This is a genomic window from Maribacter thermophilus, from assembly GCF_001020565.1.
Classification (GTDB): domain Bacteria; phylum Bacteroidota; class Bacteroidia; order Flavobacteriales; family Flavobacteriaceae; genus Maribacter; species Maribacter thermophilus.
In genome coordinates this window covers 922,010-940,592 of the sequence record NZ_LDAS01000001.1, presented here as the reverse complement: position 1 = coordinate 940,592, position 18,583 = coordinate 922,010, and the positions used below count along the sequence as shown (strand labels likewise).

Below are 18,583 nucleotides of genomic sequence, written 5' to 3'. Positions count from 1 at the left end.
CATGAGAGTATTAAATCTATTAAAAATAGCCTATAAAGCTATTGTCCTTAACAAACTAAGGACATTATTGACCATGTTGGGCATCATTATAGGTGTTGCTTCGGTGATTGCGATGCTTGCCATAGGCGAAGGGTCTAAAGAAAGTATTCGTACAACCATTTCTAGCATGGGTTCTAACATGATAACCGTTAGACCTGGGGAAGATGACAGAGGACCCGCAAGAGGAAGTGGTGGCGATGTGCAAACATTGACGCTCAATGACTATAAAGAAATAAAAGAAAAATCCACATTATTAAATTATATTACGCCTGTTGTAAATGGTGGTGGACAAGTCATAAACGGATCAAATAACTGGCCATCTACCATTTATGGTGTATATCCAGAATACTTGGACATTAAAGTGGTCGGACTTCAAAGTGGAAGTATGTTTACCGATGCCGAGGTACAATCTGCTTCTAAGGTTGTTTTATTAGGTCAGACGGTTGTAGATAACATATTCCCGGATGGTGAAGATCCCATTGGTAAGTTGATCCGTTTTAACAGTATACCGTTCACAGTTATCGGGGTATTGGAAGAAAAAGGGGAAAACACCTTTGGCCAAGATCAAGATGACATAGTCATAGCTCCTTTTTCCACAGTTCAAAAACGTATTTTGGCCATCGATTATTTAAACCAGATCATGGCGTCGGCCGCAAGTGAAGACGATGCACCCGAAGCTGTAACACAGGTTACCGAAATTCTGCGTGCGCAACACAAACTTCTGGATTATGAAGATGATGATTTTACAGTACGTTCTATGGAAGAATTGATATCAACATTCAGTTCTACCAGTGAAATGTTGACCGTTCTTTTGGTGGCCGTAGCCGGTATTTCTTTATTGATCGGTGGTATCGGTATCATGAACATCATGTACGTATCGGTAAAAGAACGTACCAAGGAAATAGGTCTTAGAATGGCCGTAGGTGGCAAGGGATCCGATATACTGATGCAATTTTTGATTGAAGCTATTTTAATCAGTATCACTGGAGGGGTCTTGGGCGTAATCTTAGGCTTAAGTGCAACGGTTTTTATAGAAAAGTTCTTACATTGGCCTACCAGTGTCGCAATGTATTCCATTGTAATATCATTTGCCGTGTGTGCCATCACAGGAATATTCTTTGGGTGGTACCCTGCAAGAAAAGCAGCGGCATTAGACCCAATTACCGCATTGCGCTATGAATAGGTTATTTATGCACAAAAACAAAAAAATAATATTTATACAGCACCTTCTTATCTGGTTGGTGCTGTTTAGTATGCCCTTTATTTTATCATATAGGGAAGAACAGGATATAAATAGGCTAATTGCCCATTTCTTTATTCCAATATTATTTTATGCGATTATTTTTTATCTGAATTTTTTTGTTCTCATAGATAAATACCTTTTCTCAAAAAAAACCTTGGTGTTTGTTATTATCAACATAGCCATGATCGTTTTTTTTATCTTGTTGAAAGAAGGGATAGAGAGTACATTTTTTTCTGAATTAATCAATAATCGTCCACCGAACGACAATAGGGAGGGACCTCCGTTTAAATTGTTCATTTATGTGCAAATGTTATCCTATGCAGCACCACTTCTTTTGTCCATTGCCATTAAAACAACCAAAAGATGGGTAAAAACAGAAGCGCAACGTAAAGAAGCTGAAAATTTTAAACTACATACAGAGCTACAACATCTCAGATATCAGTTGCAGCCCCACTTCTTTTTTAATTCTTTGAACAATATCTATTCTCTTGTAGATATTTCACCAGAAAAGGCAAAGTCTACCATCCATAGTTTGGGCAAGCTTATGCGTTACCTATTGTATGAAACGAATACAGAGCTGGTACCACTTTCAAAAGAAATAGAGTTCATGCGAAAATATATAGAGCTAATGAAACTGCGCCTTACAGACAAAACGCTGGTAGAGTCTGCCTTCCCCATAGGGGAGAGCAACATTAAAATAGCTCCGTTATTGTTTATATCATTAATAGAAAATGCCTTTAAACACGGTGTTTCCGCAAATAAGAATAGTACTATATCAATTGAAATGATAACTGAGGAGAACGTGGTAAACTTTATGCTGGAAAACCATAATTTTCCAAAAGAGGAGAACGATAAAAGTGGATCGGGTATCGGATTACAGAATTTAGAAAAACGCTTAGAATTATTGTATCCAAATAAATATTATTTTAAAAGGGAACTCAAAGAAGGGGTTTATACCGTTAATTTAAAAATAGAGACATAAATGGATAGTGTTCAGCTTACATGTATGATCGTAGACGACGAACCAATGGCCTTAAATTTGGTGGAGAGCTATGTAAACAAAACACCTTTTTTGGTTCTAAAGAAGAAATGTGGCAGTGCTATAGAAGCAATGCAATTCATAAATTCAGAACCTGTGGATGTGCTTTTTTTGGATATTCAAATGCCAGACCTCACCGGACTCGAATTTTCTAAAATGCTCCCGAAGAATACAAGGGTAATTTTCACAACGGCTTTTGACCAGTATGCCATAGAAGGATTTAAGGTAGAAGCATTGGATTATTTGTTGAAACCGTTTGACTATGCTGAATTTTTAACTGCGGCCAACAAGGCGCTGGAATGGTTTACATTGATTAAGGGCAATAATACCACTTCGGGTATTACCCACGAAAAAGAATTTCTTTTTGTTAAATCGGAATACAAACAATTGCGCATAAAGTTATCCGATGTTCTGTATTTTGAAGGTTTAAAGGATTATATTAAAATATGGGTAAAAGACAATCCTAAGCCCGTTTTAACATTAATGAGTTTAAAAAGTTTGGAGGAAGAGCTTCCCGAAACACAATTTATGCGGGTGCATAGGTCTTTTATAGTATCCTTAAAATATGTTGAGATCATTGAACGTAGCCAGATCATAATCAACAACCAACGCATCACCGTATCGGAACAATATAAACCCAAGTTTTTAGAATTCATAAATAGAAACTCTCTGAACCTTTAAGGTTTTCGGTTTGCGAATCCATAAAATAGCCCCTTAATTTTTATAAAAATAGTAGGGAATAATTTTATGGTTTTCACTACATTGGGTCTACCAACCAATAACCTTATGTTTCAGCGTAGAAAATTCCTAAAACAAGGAGCTATGGCTTTATTATCAGCTCCTTTACTCTCTTTTGAAACCGACAAAAAATGGTCTTTAGATCCACTGAAGAATACAAAAATAGATGAAGCCTATTGGAAAACGGTGCGCAAGCAATTTCCCCTAAAGGAAGGAGCTACCTACTTTAATAATGGCACTATGGGACCTACTTCCGGTTACGCCCTGGACCGAATGATACACCATATGATGCACTACAATATTGAAGCGGCTACCATTGACTATAAAAATGGTACGGGACCAGAGCTTTTAACAGGATATTTTCCGTACAAAGAATTACGGACCAAACTAGCAAACATTATTAACAGCGACTATAAGGAGATCTCTCTAACCCAAAATGCCACTTTTGGGATGAATTATGTAGGCATGGGACTTGACCTTAAGTCGGGTGATGAACTTTTGAATACCGATCAAGAACACGGTGGAGGATTTGGTGCATGGCAGTTATTGGCCAAACGAAAAGGTTGTGTATACAAACAGGCCACATTACCAACACCTGCCAATGACCCAGAGGCCGTTTTCGATGCCATTTTTAAACAAGTTACCATAAAGACCAAGGTCATTGCCATTCCGCATATTGTATCGGGCCTTGGAACCGTTATGCCCGTAAAGGCAATATGTGCCGAGGCGCAAAAAAGGGGAATCTTTACAGTATTGGATGGTGCACAATGTGTAGGCCATATTCCTGTAGATGTTAAGGATATAGGCTGCGATGCCTATTATTCTAGTTTACACAAATGGCTGTTGGCTCCTGCAGGTAGTGGCCTTTTATACGTGAATAAAAATGTAGCCCCTTCTATTTGGTCTACCATAGCTAGCTACAATTGGGACAACCAAGAGGACCATGGGTTTAGATTAATGCAAAATGGGACGGGCAACGCAGGGCTTATGGAAGGTTACAATGCCGCTGTAGACTTTTTTAATACTATCGGGGCAGAAAATTGGTTGGGCCGTATTAAGGAGTTGGGGATGTATTTAAGGGAAGGACTAAAAAAAATGCCACATGTAACCATTTACTCTTCTACGAACGAAGACATGGCCGCCGGCATTACCAGTTATGGTGTAGCAGGATATTCGGGGCCCGATCTACAGAGAATTATGTGGGAGCGCGAAAAACTACAGCCCCGGTCTGTGGGGAGTAAAATGATCCGACATTCGGTTCATATTTATAATTCAAAAGAAGAAATAGACAAAGCCTTGGATATTGTTCAAAGTTTAGCTTGATCGTATATAACCCATCCTAAAATAAACAAACATCTTATAATTCTTTTTTACTTAAAATTAACCCTATGAAATATTATTGTTTAGCAGTATTTACAGCGCTCTTATTTATCTCGTGTGAACAAGAGAAACCCCAAAAACCATCAAAAATAGATTTTACCGGTATTTCCGACGACATTAAACCGGGAGACAATTTTTTTATGCACGTAAATAAGATTTGGTACGATACCATCCAAATTGCCGATGATCAAGTAGGAGTAGGGTCCTATAGTTTTTTGAACATTCCCCAAAAACAATTACTTCAAAATATTTTGGAAGATGTATCTGCCCAAGAGCATCCTAAAGGAAGTATCGAACAAAAAGTAGGTGATTTCTATGCCTCTGGTATGGACACGGCGCAAATAAACAAACGTGGTTATACGCCTGTAAAGCCGGTTCTGCAACAAATAGATGAAATAAAAGACGTGGCCGGTATTATGAATTTTGTAACCAAAGAAATACAGAACGGTAATAACTCCATTATAAATTTAAGAGTCAGTGCCGATACCAAAAATAGTAGTATCAATATTTTACATGCGAGTCAAGCAGGTTTGGGGCTACCGGACCGTGATTATTATTTTAAAACCGATTCAGCTTCCATTGGCATTCAACAGGCCTATAAAAAATATGTAGCTACTTTGTTTGAACTGACGGACAACGAAAATGCGGAAGCCATGGCAGAAACTGTGTATGATATAGAAAAAAAGTTTGCCGAAGCCCATAAAACACGTATTGAACGCAGAAACATTCAGGCCAATTACAATAAGTTCTCTGTATCGGACATGACAGGCAACGAACCAAATATCGCATGGAGCAAGATGTTTTCAGAATTAGCATTGGAAGTGGACTCCGTAGATGTTAAACAACCAGCGTATTATAAAAAACTAAACGAAATGCTAGGTTCAGTTTCTGTACAGGATTGGAAAACCTATTTAAAGGCCCATACGTTGAACAATGCCGCGGATTACTTGAGTGCTCCTTTTGAAATGGCCGTTTTTGAGTATAATAAAGTACTGTACGGACAATCTAAACAAAAGCCAAGAGCGCAATTAATGGTACAACAGGTGGATCGTAAGCTTGGTTTTGCCCTAGGTCAATTATACGTAAAAAGGTATTTTGATGAAGCAGCAAAAAAAAGAGTTTTGGATTTGGTAAACAATCTTCAAAAAGCTTTTGAAAATAGAATTTCAGAACTGGACTGGATGAGTGACAGTACCAAACTAAAAGCCAAGGAAAAGCTTTATGCCATTACCAAAAAAATTGGATATCCAGATGTATGGCGAGAGTATGACGTGACCATTGATAAGAACAAGTTTTATGAAAACGTGGTGGCCCTTCACAAAAATGAATATGAGTATAGGATGAAAGATTTGAACCAACCCCCCAATAAAGACCGGTGGGGTACAACACCTTCTACGGTAACAGCTTATTATAATCCATCTTTGAACGAGATTGTTTTTCCTGCTGGAATCTTACAATTCCCTTATTTTGATGTTGAAGCGGACGATGCCGTAAATTATGGCGGTATAGGCATGGTCATTGGCCATGAGCTTACACATGCTTTTGATGATAATGGCGCACAATACGACAAAGACGGTAATTTAAAAAATTGGTGGACACAAGACGACCTAAAAAAATTCAAATCTAAAACACAGCAACTGATCGATCGTTATAGCACATTTACCGTATTGGACAGTGTTCATGTAAAAGGTGCGCTTACCATTGGAGAAAACACAGCAGATAACGGAGGTATCTCCATTGCTTATGATGCCTTTAAAATGACGCAACAGGGGCAAGATACCGTTAAGATTAACGGATATACCCCCGACCAACGTTTCTTCTTGTCTATTGCCCGTATTTGGAGAGTTAAGACCAGAGATGCATTTTTACGCAATTATGTGAACACCAATCCACATTCCCCGGCCATTTGGCGTGTGAACGGACCTTTGATGAATTTTACCCCATTTTACGAAGCGTTCGATGTAAAACCTGGTGAAAAAAATTACAAACCTGAAGAAGAAAGAATTAAAATTTGGTAATGGGCCATCTGTAACCTCCAGCATCAAATTTTTAAAAAAATATTACGGGAAATAAAATGACGATATAATGATCTTATTATTAGGGTATAGGTCAAAGTTTTATTTTATTTCCCGTTTTAGCTGCTAAAAAAATGGCATCTATAATTTTCATATCCTTTACACCTTCTTCACCGTCTATAGGAACTATAGGCTGTAAACCATCAAAAATAAGAGCTGCCATACCATCCATTTGAAGTGTTTGGTGCGTTACATGTGGTTGTGTCAACGGACCTTCATGTGTACGCCCTTCTATAGGGCCATATCCTGTTGAAGGCTGCATTTCTACAAATCCCTTAGATCCTGTCATAAAAAAACGATCTAGATTATTCATGTTATAAGTAGAAAGACAGTTGGCTACGGCACCACTGGGAAACCCCATTTGAAACTGTATGGTCTCATCTATACCTTCCTTAAATTTTATGGGATCGGTCTTTGTTTCCTGTGCGGTTACCCATATGGGTTCCTCACCCAACATATAACGTGCGCCGTTTACGGAATAAATACCAATATCCATCATAGCCCCACCACCGGACAAGGCTTTGTTCAATCGCCATTGTGTTGGATCGCCAATGGTAAATCCAGATTGTCCTTGAAAAAATTTAGGTGTTCCGAACTTGCCTTCTTTCCTCATTTTTATGACCGCCACGGTCTTAGGTTCAAAGTGCATTCTATAGCCAATCAATAATTTTACATTCGCAGCTTTACATGCATCTACCATTTCTTGCCCCTCTTTGGCATTGATTCCCATAGGTTTTTCACAGATAACGTGCTTTCCGGCCTTAGCCACCCGTAGGGTCTGGTCTTTATGTAAGCCATTGGGTGTTATAATATACACGGCATCAATATCTGGATTATTCTTTATAGCATCAAAATTATCGTAGTTATAACAATTCTTGTCGGGAATACTATATTGGGCCTTCCATTTTTCTATTTTTGATGGGGTGCCACTTATAAGACCTACTAGTTTGGCTCGCTTACAGCTTTGCATGGCTTCGGCTACTCGGGTACCATAACTGCCCAGACCCATTATGGCCACTTTGAGAATTGGTCCGTCGTAGGGATCCCCACTGGCGGCAAATAAATTTGTGGGGGAATATATAAAGGGGAGGCTTACTGCCGATACAGATAGTTTTTGTAGAAAATCTCTTCTTGAGCCCATAATAATGTCTTATTTACAGATATTTAAGTACTTAAATATAATTAATCTTTGTTTGCCATAAATAACCGATGAGAAAACGAGCCCGTTCTATATAAAAAAAGGACCTAATTTAGGTCCTTTTTTACTTTTGTACACTACTACAAAATTAGGGAAAATCCCTGTAAATAAATATTTTACTCTTCCTCGGACCCCAATATATCGGCCATCTCCAAGGCTTCGTCCATTTCATTGCCTTCAGGTACAGAATCTTTTAATTCTTTAAATTTTTCCACCCTTTCTACATCATCCTCTTCTCCTGAAAAATATGGAAAAACATCCATGATAGGCGATTCGGTTATCGCGGGAATGGTATAATCGCCCATGGTGTCTTTCATAACACTTACCGTATTGTCATAGGCCTCTTTTACGTCGTTGGCCTGAACAAGCAAGTATTGGTTGGTCTTACGTTCTTTACCGCTTTCTTCATCGAAAACGATCAATGATACTTTAGACTTAAACCATCGGTCAGAATTCTCGAACGGGTGTATTTCGGCAAAATTTGCGACTTTGATATTGGTAATCTTTATCTCATCGCTATCACTCAAATAGGCAGACATTTCTTCTGTAATTCTACTTTCTGCTTCGGTATAGGATATGGCGTCCACTAAAAAAGGCTCGGTCTTTACCTTTTGCATACCACTGGCTTCATCCAGTTTTCTATATTTTACTTTACACTCGTACCAAGTTGCACTCATAATTATATTGTTTTAGGGGTGGCAAATATAAGTTTTAGCCATAGTCGTATTGGATAAAAAAGAGATTAGATATTCACAATACAATCTTTAATTTTATAGCTTGTTTACTATGAGACACTTAACAATAACACAAAAAGTGATTATTTTGAAAATGCTATTTAAAAGGGGGCAGAAACGATTTTTAAATACTAAAACAATTCTTGTTTAACACGTTCATAATAAGAGTCGCTCACTGGTATGCACAAGTCAGAAAGCATTAAATCTCTTCCCTTTAGGCCTGTTACACACTTTCTATTTACTATATATGAACGGTGTACCCGTATAAACATAGAATCTGGCAATTCTTGTTCCACGGTCTTTAATCGTTGATTACTTATAATCTTTTTATCTCCGGTATGGTAGGTTACATACTCACTATCGCTTACCACATAAATAATTTCATTATAATTTACTTTATATAGATCGTAACCCGATTTTATGGTAATGGCATCCGATTCTTCTGATAATTTCGCCGTTTTAACCTTATTCACGGCCTTAAGAAATCTTTCAAAAGTAATCGGTTTTAAAAGGTAATCTACAGCATTTAGTTCATATCCCTCCAAAGCATACTCCGAATAGGCGGTCGTAAAGATAATTTGAGTATCGGAGCTGACCATTTTGGCAAATTCCGTTCCTTTTATTTCTGGCATCTGTATATCTAAAAATAGAAGATCTACGGTATGGTCTTTCATTAATTGCAATGCCTCCAACGGATTTTCCGCTTGTCCTAAGAGTGTAATAAAATCTATTCTTTCTATGTAATTGGCAAGTAGGGTACGTGCCAATTCTTCATCATCCACTACCACACAGTTAATATTGGCCATGTAATTCTAATTTTAAGTTCACTTTAAAAAGCTCCGATGTTTCGTTGATCGTTAATTGATGACTGTCGGGGTACAAAATTGCCAGTCTTTTCTTTACGTTCTCTATTCCAATACCACCCACGCCGTCTTTTACGATGATACTGGATGGTTTACTATTCTCTATTTCAAAATCTATCATTTTAGAATCTGCATGCAATTTTATATGCACGAACGTACCCGTGATTTTTTCAATATTACTATGCTTAAGGGCATTTTCTACAAAAGGGATCAATATCATGGGGGCTATATTAATACTTGGCGCCTCTATGTGAAATTTGGTCGTAATGGGGTAAGACTTACTACTTTTTAAACTAAATAGTTTTACATAGTTTTCTATATAATCCACTTCTTTCTGCAAGGGTACTATTTCATGGTCGCACTCATACAAAACATAGCGCAGCATATCTGACAAATAACTGATACTCTGTTGTGTTCTTGAGGAATCAATGGCCGATAAGGCATAAATATTATTTAGTGCATTAAACAAGAAATGAGGATTAATCTGCGATTTCAACAGTTTTAATTCGGTCTGTAGCGCTTCATTTTTGTTGATGATTATTTCCTCGTCCTTACGCTGTATGAACAAAAAGGTTTCTATCAACGTAGCAATTACGTACGCTATGGATATCAACAATAGATTGATGAAAAATTTTAAAGGTGGTCTCCTGTTCATTTCCATTGGCGGCACCATACCCGAACCTTCGCCCTTCATTGGGCCCGGAACAGGCCCCGGAGGACCGTTAAGGGGGCCTCCTACAATCATTGGGCTAGGAGTTATATTGGTTAAGACGAAGGTCACCACTATAATGGTCAAGATAGACACCAATGTAAACAATATGTATTTTTTCTTTAATAATAATTTTGGGGCCGTATAGTAAATTAGAACAGAGATGGCCAAAATCTGAAAAACCAATGACAACCCATTGTCAGAAACAAAACCTACCTCATCCCCACTAAAAATCCATGCCGTTGCCCAAATAAGGAGCCATAAGATCACATGAAATATAAAATGTCTATGTCTGTTCATACTACAAATTAAAGGAATAATATTTCAATAATTTGTCGAAAACCCTTCAATAAACAGGCACTTATTAGGCGTTCACCGTTTATCTCCGGCATTTTACTTAAAAGCAACGGACATTCACTTAAAGTAGCCCTTTCGTATTATAGTTTGCAACAACTTTGTAATCGAAATTTTAATTAAAAAAGAAAATTATGAAATCTACAAACACATTAAAGGCCGGATTATTATTGGGTATGTTGGTAACCTTTGGAACCGCTACCATGAATGCACAATCTAGAGGAGAAAGAAAAGAACCTCCTACATACGCTAAGCTTTTAGAGGAAATGGATGCCAACGAAGATGGAAAATTGGCCAAAGATGAAGTTAAGGGACCTTTAAAAGAAAGTTTCTCTGAAATAGATACCGATGAAGACGGATATATCTCTGAAGAAGAATTCAAAAATGCACCTAAACCCAAAGGAAGACCAAGAAATTAAGGAAGCATAAATCATTTATTAAAAATGAGGATATGATTTTTCGTAATTCAATACCCCTAATGCCTATAAAAAAATCGGTCTTTCTATTGCTGTTTTCTGTTTTCATTTCCTGTAACGAGGGTAACACGGTAGAAAATTCAGAGGAAGAAGTTACAGAGGAAGAAGTTGATACTACAGTAGACGATACCGATTTTGAAGCCACCGATTGGACGGTTGAAACACATAGCAAAGATGCTGACCCCGATTTTGACGAGGTGTTTGCCAATGATGAGGTAAAGCGATTGGATATCGTAATTACTGAAGAACGTTGGCAAAGTATGCTGGACGACATGACCAGTCTTTACGGTCCGTTTGGATCAAGAGGTCGTGGTACGGCAACCTCTACCGATGAGGATCCCATCTTTGTTCCGGCAGAAGTCTTTTATAACGATAAGGAATGGTATAGGGTAGGGGTTCGGTTTAAGGGAAATTCCAGTTTACAGTCCACATGGCAGGCCGGTAATCTTAAACTTTCCTTTAAACTGGACTTTGATGAATTTGAAGATGATTATCCTCAAATAGACAATCAGCGTTTTTACGGATTTAAAAAGCTAAGTCTTAAGAACAATTTTGACGATAAATCCATGTTGAGGGAAAAAGTGGCGGCAGATATCTTTAGAAATGCCGGTTTAGCGGTATCAAATACTGCATTTTACACTGTTTACGTGGATTATGGTGATGGCCCGGTATATTTTGGACTTTACACTATGGTGGAAGAGGTGGACGACACGGTAATTGACGAGCAATTTGATGATAATGACGGAAATCTGTACAAACCCGATGGGGGTGCCGCGACATTTGCGCTAGGTACTTATGATGAAGATGAGTACGTAAAGAAAACAAATGAGGACGAAGCCGATTTTTCTGATGTGGAAAGCTTATTGAGCATTTTACATGATGAGTCTAGAACCACTGATGCCGCCGTATGGCGCTCTAACTTAGATGCCGTTTTTGATACCGATGTGTTCTTAAAATATTTGGCCACCAACACGATTATTCAAAATTGGGATACGTATGGCAGAATGTCTCACAATTACTTTCTGTACAATGACCCCGATAGCGGTAAACTTACCTGGATTCCTTGGGATAACAATGAAGCCCTACAAGAAGGAAAACAACAAGGAGCTCCAGAGTTGGATTTCTCCGATGTATCGGAAAATCAATGGCCATTGATATCTTATTTGTACGAAGATGATGTGTACAGGGCAACATATGATTATTACTTAGAAGAAGTAATAAACGGTGCTTTTGACACTGCTACGGTACAAGCTATGTATGCTACTTATTCTTCTATGATAGAACCATATGCGACCACGGAAAACGAAGGATATACATTCTTGAATTCCAATGCGGATTTTCAGAATGCAGTGAACGAATTAAACATACATGCCGCAAGTAGAGCTACGGCGGTAAACAATTATTTGAGTAAATAGTTTTTGTTTTTGTTAGTTTTTGTTAGAGTTAGTTTCGAGGCTTCACGATTACGATTGATCGTGAAGCCTTAATTTTTAAGTTCCGAATCTTAAAAAAACCAATAATGGTGTTGTTTAGAAAAGTTAGAAAAAAATTATTGTACATGGAAAAGTTCAAAAGCTATTTTGTATACGCTCTTGGCGAAATCCTGTTAATAGTAATAGGATTACTAATTGCCCTAAAAATCAATAACATTAACGAGAATAGAAAAAATAGGATCGTAGAATTAAAAATTTACGAAAGTTTAAGTCAAGAGCTTCAGACCAATTTAAACGTTCTGGATAGCGCTATCGTAGACTATACAAAGAGTATTCAGAACCTACAGAATACTATAAATTATTTTGGTTACCAACCTAATAAATTAACCGAGGACGCCAAGGGGCTTATTGTTAATTTAAACTATAAAAGAACCATTCTGCGTAACGAGGCCATCAACTCTATTAACGCTACCAACAAGTTTGAATTTATAGAGAGCGACTCGCTCAAGACATTAATAGCCGATTACCCGAACGAACTGGACAGTTTTGATAACCAACAGACAAAGATAGAAAGTATTATATCTGACCGCTTAAAGCCAATTATAGAAAAACACATTTCGCTCATAGAGATCATACCAAAAAACACCTACAACTATAAAAGACTTAAAACGTATGGCAACAAATCTAACTACAGCGAATTATTGGTAAGCAGAGAGTACCAAAACAGTGTTATCGATAGGTTGTTACAAACCAAGGGCCAATTGGCAATCGCGCAAAGTTTAAGAAAAAAAACCATGACCATTGCAACAAAACTCAATGAAGAACTACATAGAACCTAATACTCATGAAATCTATGATTTTAGAATGAAATAAAATATTTTGACACTTAAACTTTCCATTTTAAAATATTCACTGTACTTCTTTGTTACAAGGGGTTTTATCGGTTGTAGCAATAATAAAGAGCCCGGCATTGACAAAAAAGCCTTACCTTTTTCATTTTTGCCTAAGCATAAAAAAAGAGTAAGGCTTAAAGAGCTTGTTGTTATAAGGTTAACCTTGGGTGCTTGTCATGGTGTTTGCCACTACAATTATATAATCTGCAATACCCGCTCTATCCTCAACAGAAAGTTTTTCCCATTCAGACTGTAAAACGGTGGTAATGGACTTAATCTCCAAACCTGGCTCAATTTTATTGATCCACCATATAATGCCTTGATCATAATTGGAATGGTAGGATCCTTGAAAATGCAATAAGAGATCGCCCTTGTTAAAATTCTTAAGTGAAAAATGGGCCATCGTGGCATCTTTGGCCGCTTGGGCCATTTGCATGTTTAACATATTGGGCGGCACATGCCCCCCCATATTATTGGCCATTTCCGCATAGGCCTTGACGGTTGGGTCGAAGTGTTTTTTTAGATCCGGTCCGATGAGTGCCTTTGCTTCGGGACTTAGTATTTCTAGGACATCAAATCCCTTCTTACTTATCATGGATGCATAGCGCCTGGGTATGTTCGTGGCGATAAACCGCAAAGCATTCTCCTTGGCAAATTCCACCAAAGGTCTGTAATCGGTATTATAATTACTCCACAATTGGGTTATTTCCGGAATCATTTTAGATTCTGCGTAGAAGCCCTGTAGGTATTCATCGAGGACCAATTGGTTTCCGCTCTCGAACATTTCGGCCCCTAAAAACAATTTTGTTCCTTTGATGTTGAACAAACTTTTACCGACCTCCAGTTCCAACCAATGCGAAATAGGGTTAAAATGATACTCCCCAAAAAAGACCATATCACTCTCGGCCAAATCCGAGATCATTTGGTCGTAATATACAATCTCTCCATTATTTTTAAACAGTTGGTAGGCCGGCTTTTCTTGTGCTAATGCTTTTTCCACAAAAGATAGGGCCAATAAGAGCGCTAACGTTATTATATATCTCATAGTTGTTATGTATTTAATTTATATTCTATTTCCGTTTTGGTCGTAGTACAATACCTCTCCAAATTTTTCGAGCTTTCCCTTTAGTTCAGAAACCTTGCCCGATATGGTTATTACGCACTTAAAGGGATCTATATATTTTTGTGCCATGGTTTTCACATCTTCGATAGTTACATCGTAATATTGCTTTACCTTATTTTGCAAATAATCATCAGGTAGGCCATAAACGTCTTTCTGCATGGCAAAGGTTATATACGATATTGGGGCAATGGGGTTTAAAGACCTCGTATATTCACCAATTAAACTGTTTTTGGCAATTTTCAGGTCCGATGCGCTGACATCTTCGTTTCTTAGCCGCAGCATTTCCAAAATAATATTTTCTACGGCATAGGCCGTTTGCTCATTGCGTACATCGGTAGCTACCGATCCCGTACCCCCGGCTGCCGAACTGCCCACCGAAGATCTTATGTAATAGCAAAGCCCCTTATCTTCTCTCAGGTTTTTGTATAAATAGGACAATTGGCTTTCCCCAAAAATTTTATTTAGAACTTGCAGCTTTATATCGTCTTTGAAATAGGTATAAGCGTCTCCCAAGTGCCATTTGAACGAAATTTTGGACTGTACGGCATCGGGCACATCCTTCACCACTATTTTTCTGTTTTTAATAATTGACACTTTCTGTTCCACGGTATTTTTTTTCACATACTCGGCACCCGCTTTCCAATCCCCAAAATAACGTGTCATCAGCGAACGGCATTCCGTTTCTGAAAAATCGCCTACGATCACCACTAATGAATTGTTTGACAAAATCCGGTCGTTCTTATAATCATAAACATCCTGTACGGTCAGTCCTTTAAAATTGGGGTCTAACCTAGTTTTGGTTTTCCCTTCCTCTTTTTTGGCCCCAAAAAGCAATGAATCGACAAGGGCATCCAAAGAGAATTTACGCAATGGCCGTGACAATGGCTTTTTGGTCTTTTTTTTACGGTCTAAAAATTCCTTATGTTTTTCACTGATAGTTTCTTTCGCGATAATAGGGTGCAACATAAGGTCTCTATACGCATCCAGTAAATCGTCTATATCTTTCTTCATCCCTTTGACCGTGCCACCATACGTATTTACATTGATCATGGCAGGGTAGGTGTTCTCCATGGAATCTATCTCATGGTTTGGATATTTTTTAGATAGCTTGTTCGAATAGGCCGATCCCAAAACCCGTTTCTCGGCCAATCGTGTTTCTTCATCCAAGCTCGGTGATTCTATATTGACGGACATCGTAAATTTCGGATAGTCTTTTACAGGGGCCAAATACACGCGAAGTCCGTTATCCAATACTATAGGAATTAATTTTCCTATATTCAATTGTTGGGGTGTATCCGCTTCTGGGGGTACGGTTCGGTTTACTTGGGCATGGCCCAAAAAACCGCAACAAACAAATAATATAAATAGATGTAATTTTTTCATTTTATGGAATTATTCGGGATGATAACTAATGACAATGCGCTTATCGGTATCAAGATATTTTTTTGCCACACGTTGTATATCACTACTTGTCACTTTTTCAATATCACTTATAAGGGCTCTTATATCTGAAGTGTTTTTATGTAAATGATAATAGTTGGTCACCTTGTCTGCAAAGGTCTGTGCATCGTAAAAAATATCGATATAGGTAGCAATGAATTGTTTTTTGGCCCGCTCCAACACCATAGGATCTACAGGTCTTGTCTTTAACAGCTCAAATTGTTCGTTTATCCTTTGCAGAACATAGGCTTCACTTTCTTTAGTTGTTACTTCGGCCTTAACATTTAAAGTTCCTACTTTTTCCCAAAAACTTGAAGAAGCACTTAATCGTTTGATTATGGAATCTTTTTCTGTTTTAAGGTTTTTGTCGAAATAGGAAAAATCACTGTTACCCGATAAAATAGAGGTTATTATTTGCATGGCCGGGGCATCATCGCTGCTTTGTGACATTATCGGGTAACCGATCTCTATAGATTCGTTCTTTAACCCCTTAACATCAATATTTGTATGGTGGCCTTCCCTTGGTCTTTTTTTGAAGGTTTTAGGTCTTTTTATCTTTTCACCCCTTGGAATATCATTAAAATACAGCCCGACCCATTTTTTAGTGTCTTCAATATCTATATTACCCGATACGACTAGGCAAGCATTATTTGGCACATAATATTTTTTGAAAAAAGCGTCAAAATCTTCTAGGGAAGCCCTATCCAAATCTTCCATAGATCCAATAATATTATGCCCGTAAGTATCGTAGGTAAACAGCTCGGACATTACCTCAAAATAAGAATTGCCCAATGGTTTGTTGTCGTACCGCATACGTTTTTCCTCCTTGACAATTTCCCGTTCACGATCTATCCCTTTTTGGGTGATGATAGGATGAAGCATACGTTCAGATTCTACCCATAGCCCTAGTTTATATTCATGGGCGGGAAGTAACTGGTAATAGTATGTGACATCGTAATTGGTATAGGCATTACAATATCCGCCTGCATTAAAGATGATATTTTCCAACTCGCCCTGTGGTATATTTTTGGTCCCATGAAACAAAAGGTGCTCAAAAAAATGGGCAAACCCGGTTTTGTCGACATCTTCGTTTTTAGAACCCACATGGTACTTTGTACCCACGATTACGTTGGGCTCATTGACATCCTTATGAAGAATCACATGCAAGCCGTTGGGCAAATCGTATTCTTCTATATGCACTTTATCTATCTTTTGACTCCAGATACAAAAAGGAACCAAAAAGACTATTGAAAAAAATAATCTCTTCATTAAATAGGATTTACAAACGATTTAAAATGGAATAAAAAAAGACTAGAAATGTAATTTTAAACCGGTGGTCAGATTTAGGTAATCATCATTTTTAGAATAGTAGTTTGAGCTGTTTTCCGATAGTTTTGTAACTTTTAAATAATCGGAAGATACTGACAGCTCTAACCTGTTCTGGTTTTTAAGTTTAAAATCGGTGCCTAGTTTTATGCTATAATTGATGGTACTTATCCCTGTGTAATCGGCAATTTTGTTTCCTATCCAATCCACAAAAATGTTGTTAGCCGCAAATGGATCGTGTTCAACATCCAGCACATGGTGATATAAAGCGGAGATATCTGCGAAAAATGCCGTTTTTTTAGAAATGCTTGTATTGAAACCTAAAGATACCTGTGGCTCTATATACTGGTAATCAAATGTATAGGCGTAATTTAAATCGTATTGTTCCTTATTGTGATAAGCAATGCCCAAATTAACTTTGTTCAGAAAATTATTATAGAACAATAGGGTAGCACCCGTTGCAAGCCTGTAACCAGTGGTGGTAAAATTTTTGGCATAGTACGCACCTGTTTCTTGCCATACCTTGCCGTCTCCCTTTAAATACCCTGCATTTAAATTAAGGGAGAAAAGACTATTGGCCTTATACCTATTATAAAAGACTGTAAATTCTTGATCTACAAAACTATATCTTGTTCTCTCGTCGTTCTCTTCTACATTAAGAATATTCTTATCTATCCAACGTTCTGTACCAAATTTTGTATCACTTTCTATTGATAGGTCCCAATTACCTTGTTTTAAGAACCATTGCAATTGCACTTCGGGTATACTTCTTTTGGTATCAAAACCTGAATCTAGATTTTTTATGTAAGAGCCTAAACCGGTGTTCAGATAATAATCGGCGGTAAGTTCTGTGTTGTTTTCCGGAAACTTGTTAGATAATTCAGAGTTTGCCTTATATAATTCGTTGCCTATGGACACACTTAACAAGTGTATGTCATTAAATTGATAGCTAGCAGATAGTTTTCCTACAATTTTTAAAGCTGTTAACTCATTTCTGGTATCGCTTTTTCTAAAATAGAAATTGGTATCGTAGTTTAGGTAGGCACCTAATGTAAGTTTAGAGTTCACCTTATTGGCTCCGGCTACTTTAAAATTATAATTTTGATGGTTCCACAAACCACTTGTTTGTTGAAAAAAATAGTACGGCGAACCGTAATCTAAAACACCATACGTTAAATTATTCTCTACATCCTCTTTTCTGGTATTCAAGTATTCCAAACTACCGTATAGGGTCCAATTTGTATTTTCTAAAGACGCAAGTGACGCCGTTTCTAAATACAGACCGTTTTGTTTTTTATATTCTTGCGGATGTCTCAATGAACCTTCGGAATATAAATATTTGCCCTCTCCATAGGTGAATTTATATATATTTTCATGGTTGATCAATGAAGGAATACCGAAGTACCTATCTTCAAATAATTGTAATTGAACATCTCTTTCCAAGACCGATAGACTATCGGTGTTTTTTTTTGATTGGGAATATGTACTTGAGATTAAAAAAAGTAAAGAGAATGTCATAA

At 37.6% G+C, this 18,583-nt stretch carries 16 protein-coding genes; 8 read left to right on the top strand and 8 right to left on the bottom strand.

Annotated features, from left to right (window positions below):
• Position 1: 1 nt before the first annotated feature.
• The 5 genes from AB657_RS04110 to AB657_RS04090 all read left to right on the top strand — a co-directional run bounded on the left by AB657_RS04110 (position 2) and on the right by AB657_RS04090 (position 6,457).
• Positions 2-1,222, top strand: a complete 1,221-nt coding sequence (locus AB657_RS04110) for an ABC transporter permease (RefSeq protein WP_047245328.1) — start codon at positions 2-4, stop codon at positions 1,220-1,222.
• Entirely contained in the window at positions 1,215-2,264 is a 1,050-nt protein-coding gene (locus tag AB657_RS04105; protein WP_047245327.1) for a sensor histidine kinase, read from the top strand. The genes AB657_RS04110 and AB657_RS04105 overlap by 8 nt, the downstream gene beginning before the upstream one ends.
• Complete coding sequence (locus AB657_RS04100) at positions 2,265-3,002, top strand: LytR/AlgR family response regulator transcription factor (RefSeq protein ID WP_047245326.1); 738 nt, start codon at positions 2,265-2,267, stop codon at positions 3,000-3,002.
• 141 nt (positions 3,003-3,143) lie between these two features.
• On the top strand, positions 3,144-4,382 hold the full coding sequence (locus AB657_RS04095) for an aminotransferase class V-fold PLP-dependent enzyme (protein ID WP_198146869.1): 1,239 nt from the start codon (positions 3,144-3,146) through the stop codon (positions 4,380-4,382).
• Between the two features lie 65 nt (positions 4,383-4,447).
• Positions 4,448-6,457 (top strand): M13 family metallopeptidase, encoded by a 2,010-nt coding sequence (locus AB657_RS04090; RefSeq protein WP_047245324.1) that lies wholly within the window; start codon positions 4,448-4,450, stop codon positions 6,455-6,457.
• A gap of 91 nt (positions 6,458-6,548) precedes the next feature.
• Here the strand turns inward: AB657_RS04090 and AB657_RS04085 are convergent, their stop codons facing one another.
• The 4 genes from AB657_RS04085 to AB657_RS04070 all read right to left on the bottom strand — a co-directional run bounded on the left by AB657_RS04085 (position 6,549) and on the right by AB657_RS04070 (position 10,318).
• The gene (locus tag AB657_RS04085; protein WP_047245323.1) at positions 6,549-7,655 is read right to left on the bottom strand and encodes a Gfo/Idh/MocA family protein; all 1,107 of its coding nucleotides are present in this window, start codon (positions 7,653-7,655) and stop codon (positions 6,549-6,551) included.
• Positions 7,656-7,828: 173 nt separating this feature from the next.
• Positions 7,829-8,389: a DUF4494 domain-containing protein gene (locus AB657_RS04080; protein WP_047245322.1), complete on the bottom strand. Its 561-nt coding sequence runs from the start codon at positions 8,387-8,389 to the stop codon at positions 7,829-7,831.
• A gap of 188 nt (positions 8,390-8,577) precedes the next feature.
• On the bottom strand, positions 8,578-9,252 hold the full coding sequence (locus AB657_RS04075) for a LytR/AlgR family response regulator transcription factor (RefSeq protein WP_047245321.1): 675 nt from the start codon (positions 9,250-9,252) through the stop codon (positions 8,578-8,580).
• Positions 9,239-10,318, bottom strand: a complete 1,080-nt coding sequence (locus AB657_RS04070) for a sensor histidine kinase (protein ID WP_047245320.1) — start codon at positions 10,316-10,318, stop codon at positions 9,239-9,241. Before AB657_RS04070 ends, AB657_RS04075 begins: the two co-directional genes overlap by 14 nt.
• Before the next feature lie 188 nt (positions 10,319-10,506).
• Between AB657_RS04070 and AB657_RS04065 the strand changes: the two genes are divergently transcribed.
• The 3 genes from AB657_RS04065 (at position 10,507) to AB657_RS04055 (ending at position 13,120) form a co-directional block, all read left to right on the top strand.
• Positions 10,507-10,791 carry an EF-hand domain-containing protein gene (locus AB657_RS04065; RefSeq protein WP_084696375.1) on the top strand — a complete coding sequence of 95 codons (285 nt, stop codon included), beginning with the start codon at positions 10,507-10,509 and terminating at the stop codon, positions 10,789-10,791.
• 32 nt (positions 10,792-10,823) lie between these two features.
• The gene (locus AB657_RS04060; protein ID WP_047245319.1) at positions 10,824-12,263 is read left to right on the top strand and encodes a CotH kinase family protein; all 1,440 of its coding nucleotides are present in this window, start codon (positions 10,824-10,826) and stop codon (positions 12,261-12,263) included.
• Between the two features lie 143 nt (positions 12,264-12,406).
• Positions 12,407-13,120, top strand: a complete 714-nt coding sequence (locus AB657_RS04055) for a hypothetical protein (RefSeq protein ID WP_232304839.1) — start codon at positions 12,407-12,409, stop codon at positions 13,118-13,120.
• Between the two features lie 211 nt (positions 13,121-13,331).
• Here the strand turns inward: AB657_RS04055 and AB657_RS04050 are convergent, their stop codons facing one another.
• From AB657_RS04050 to AB657_RS04035, 4 genes are read right to left on the bottom strand one after another with little or no spacing between them, the layout of a single operon-like run.
• On the bottom strand, positions 13,332-14,219 hold the full coding sequence (locus AB657_RS04050; RefSeq protein WP_047245317.1) for a ChaN family lipoprotein: 888 nt from the start codon (positions 14,217-14,219) through the stop codon (positions 13,332-13,334).
• An 18-nt stretch (positions 14,220-14,237) separates the two neighbouring features.
• Positions 14,238-15,680, bottom strand: a complete 1,443-nt coding sequence (locus tag AB657_RS04045; protein ID WP_047245316.1) for a M16 family metallopeptidase — start codon at positions 15,678-15,680, stop codon at positions 14,238-14,240.
• A 9-nt stretch (positions 15,681-15,689) separates the two neighbouring features.
• Positions 15,690-17,006, bottom strand: coding sequence for a M16 family metallopeptidase (locus tag AB657_RS04040; protein ID WP_047245315.1), 1,317 nt, complete (start codon positions 17,004-17,006; stop codon positions 15,690-15,692).
• A 42-nt stretch (positions 17,007-17,048) separates the two neighbouring features.
• The gene (locus AB657_RS04035) at positions 17,049-18,581 is read right to left on the bottom strand and encodes a DUF6850 family outer membrane beta-barrel protein (protein ID WP_157491577.1); all 1,533 of its coding nucleotides are present in this window, start codon (positions 18,579-18,581) and stop codon (positions 17,049-17,051) included.
• Positions 18,582-18,583: the final 2 nt, after the last annotated feature.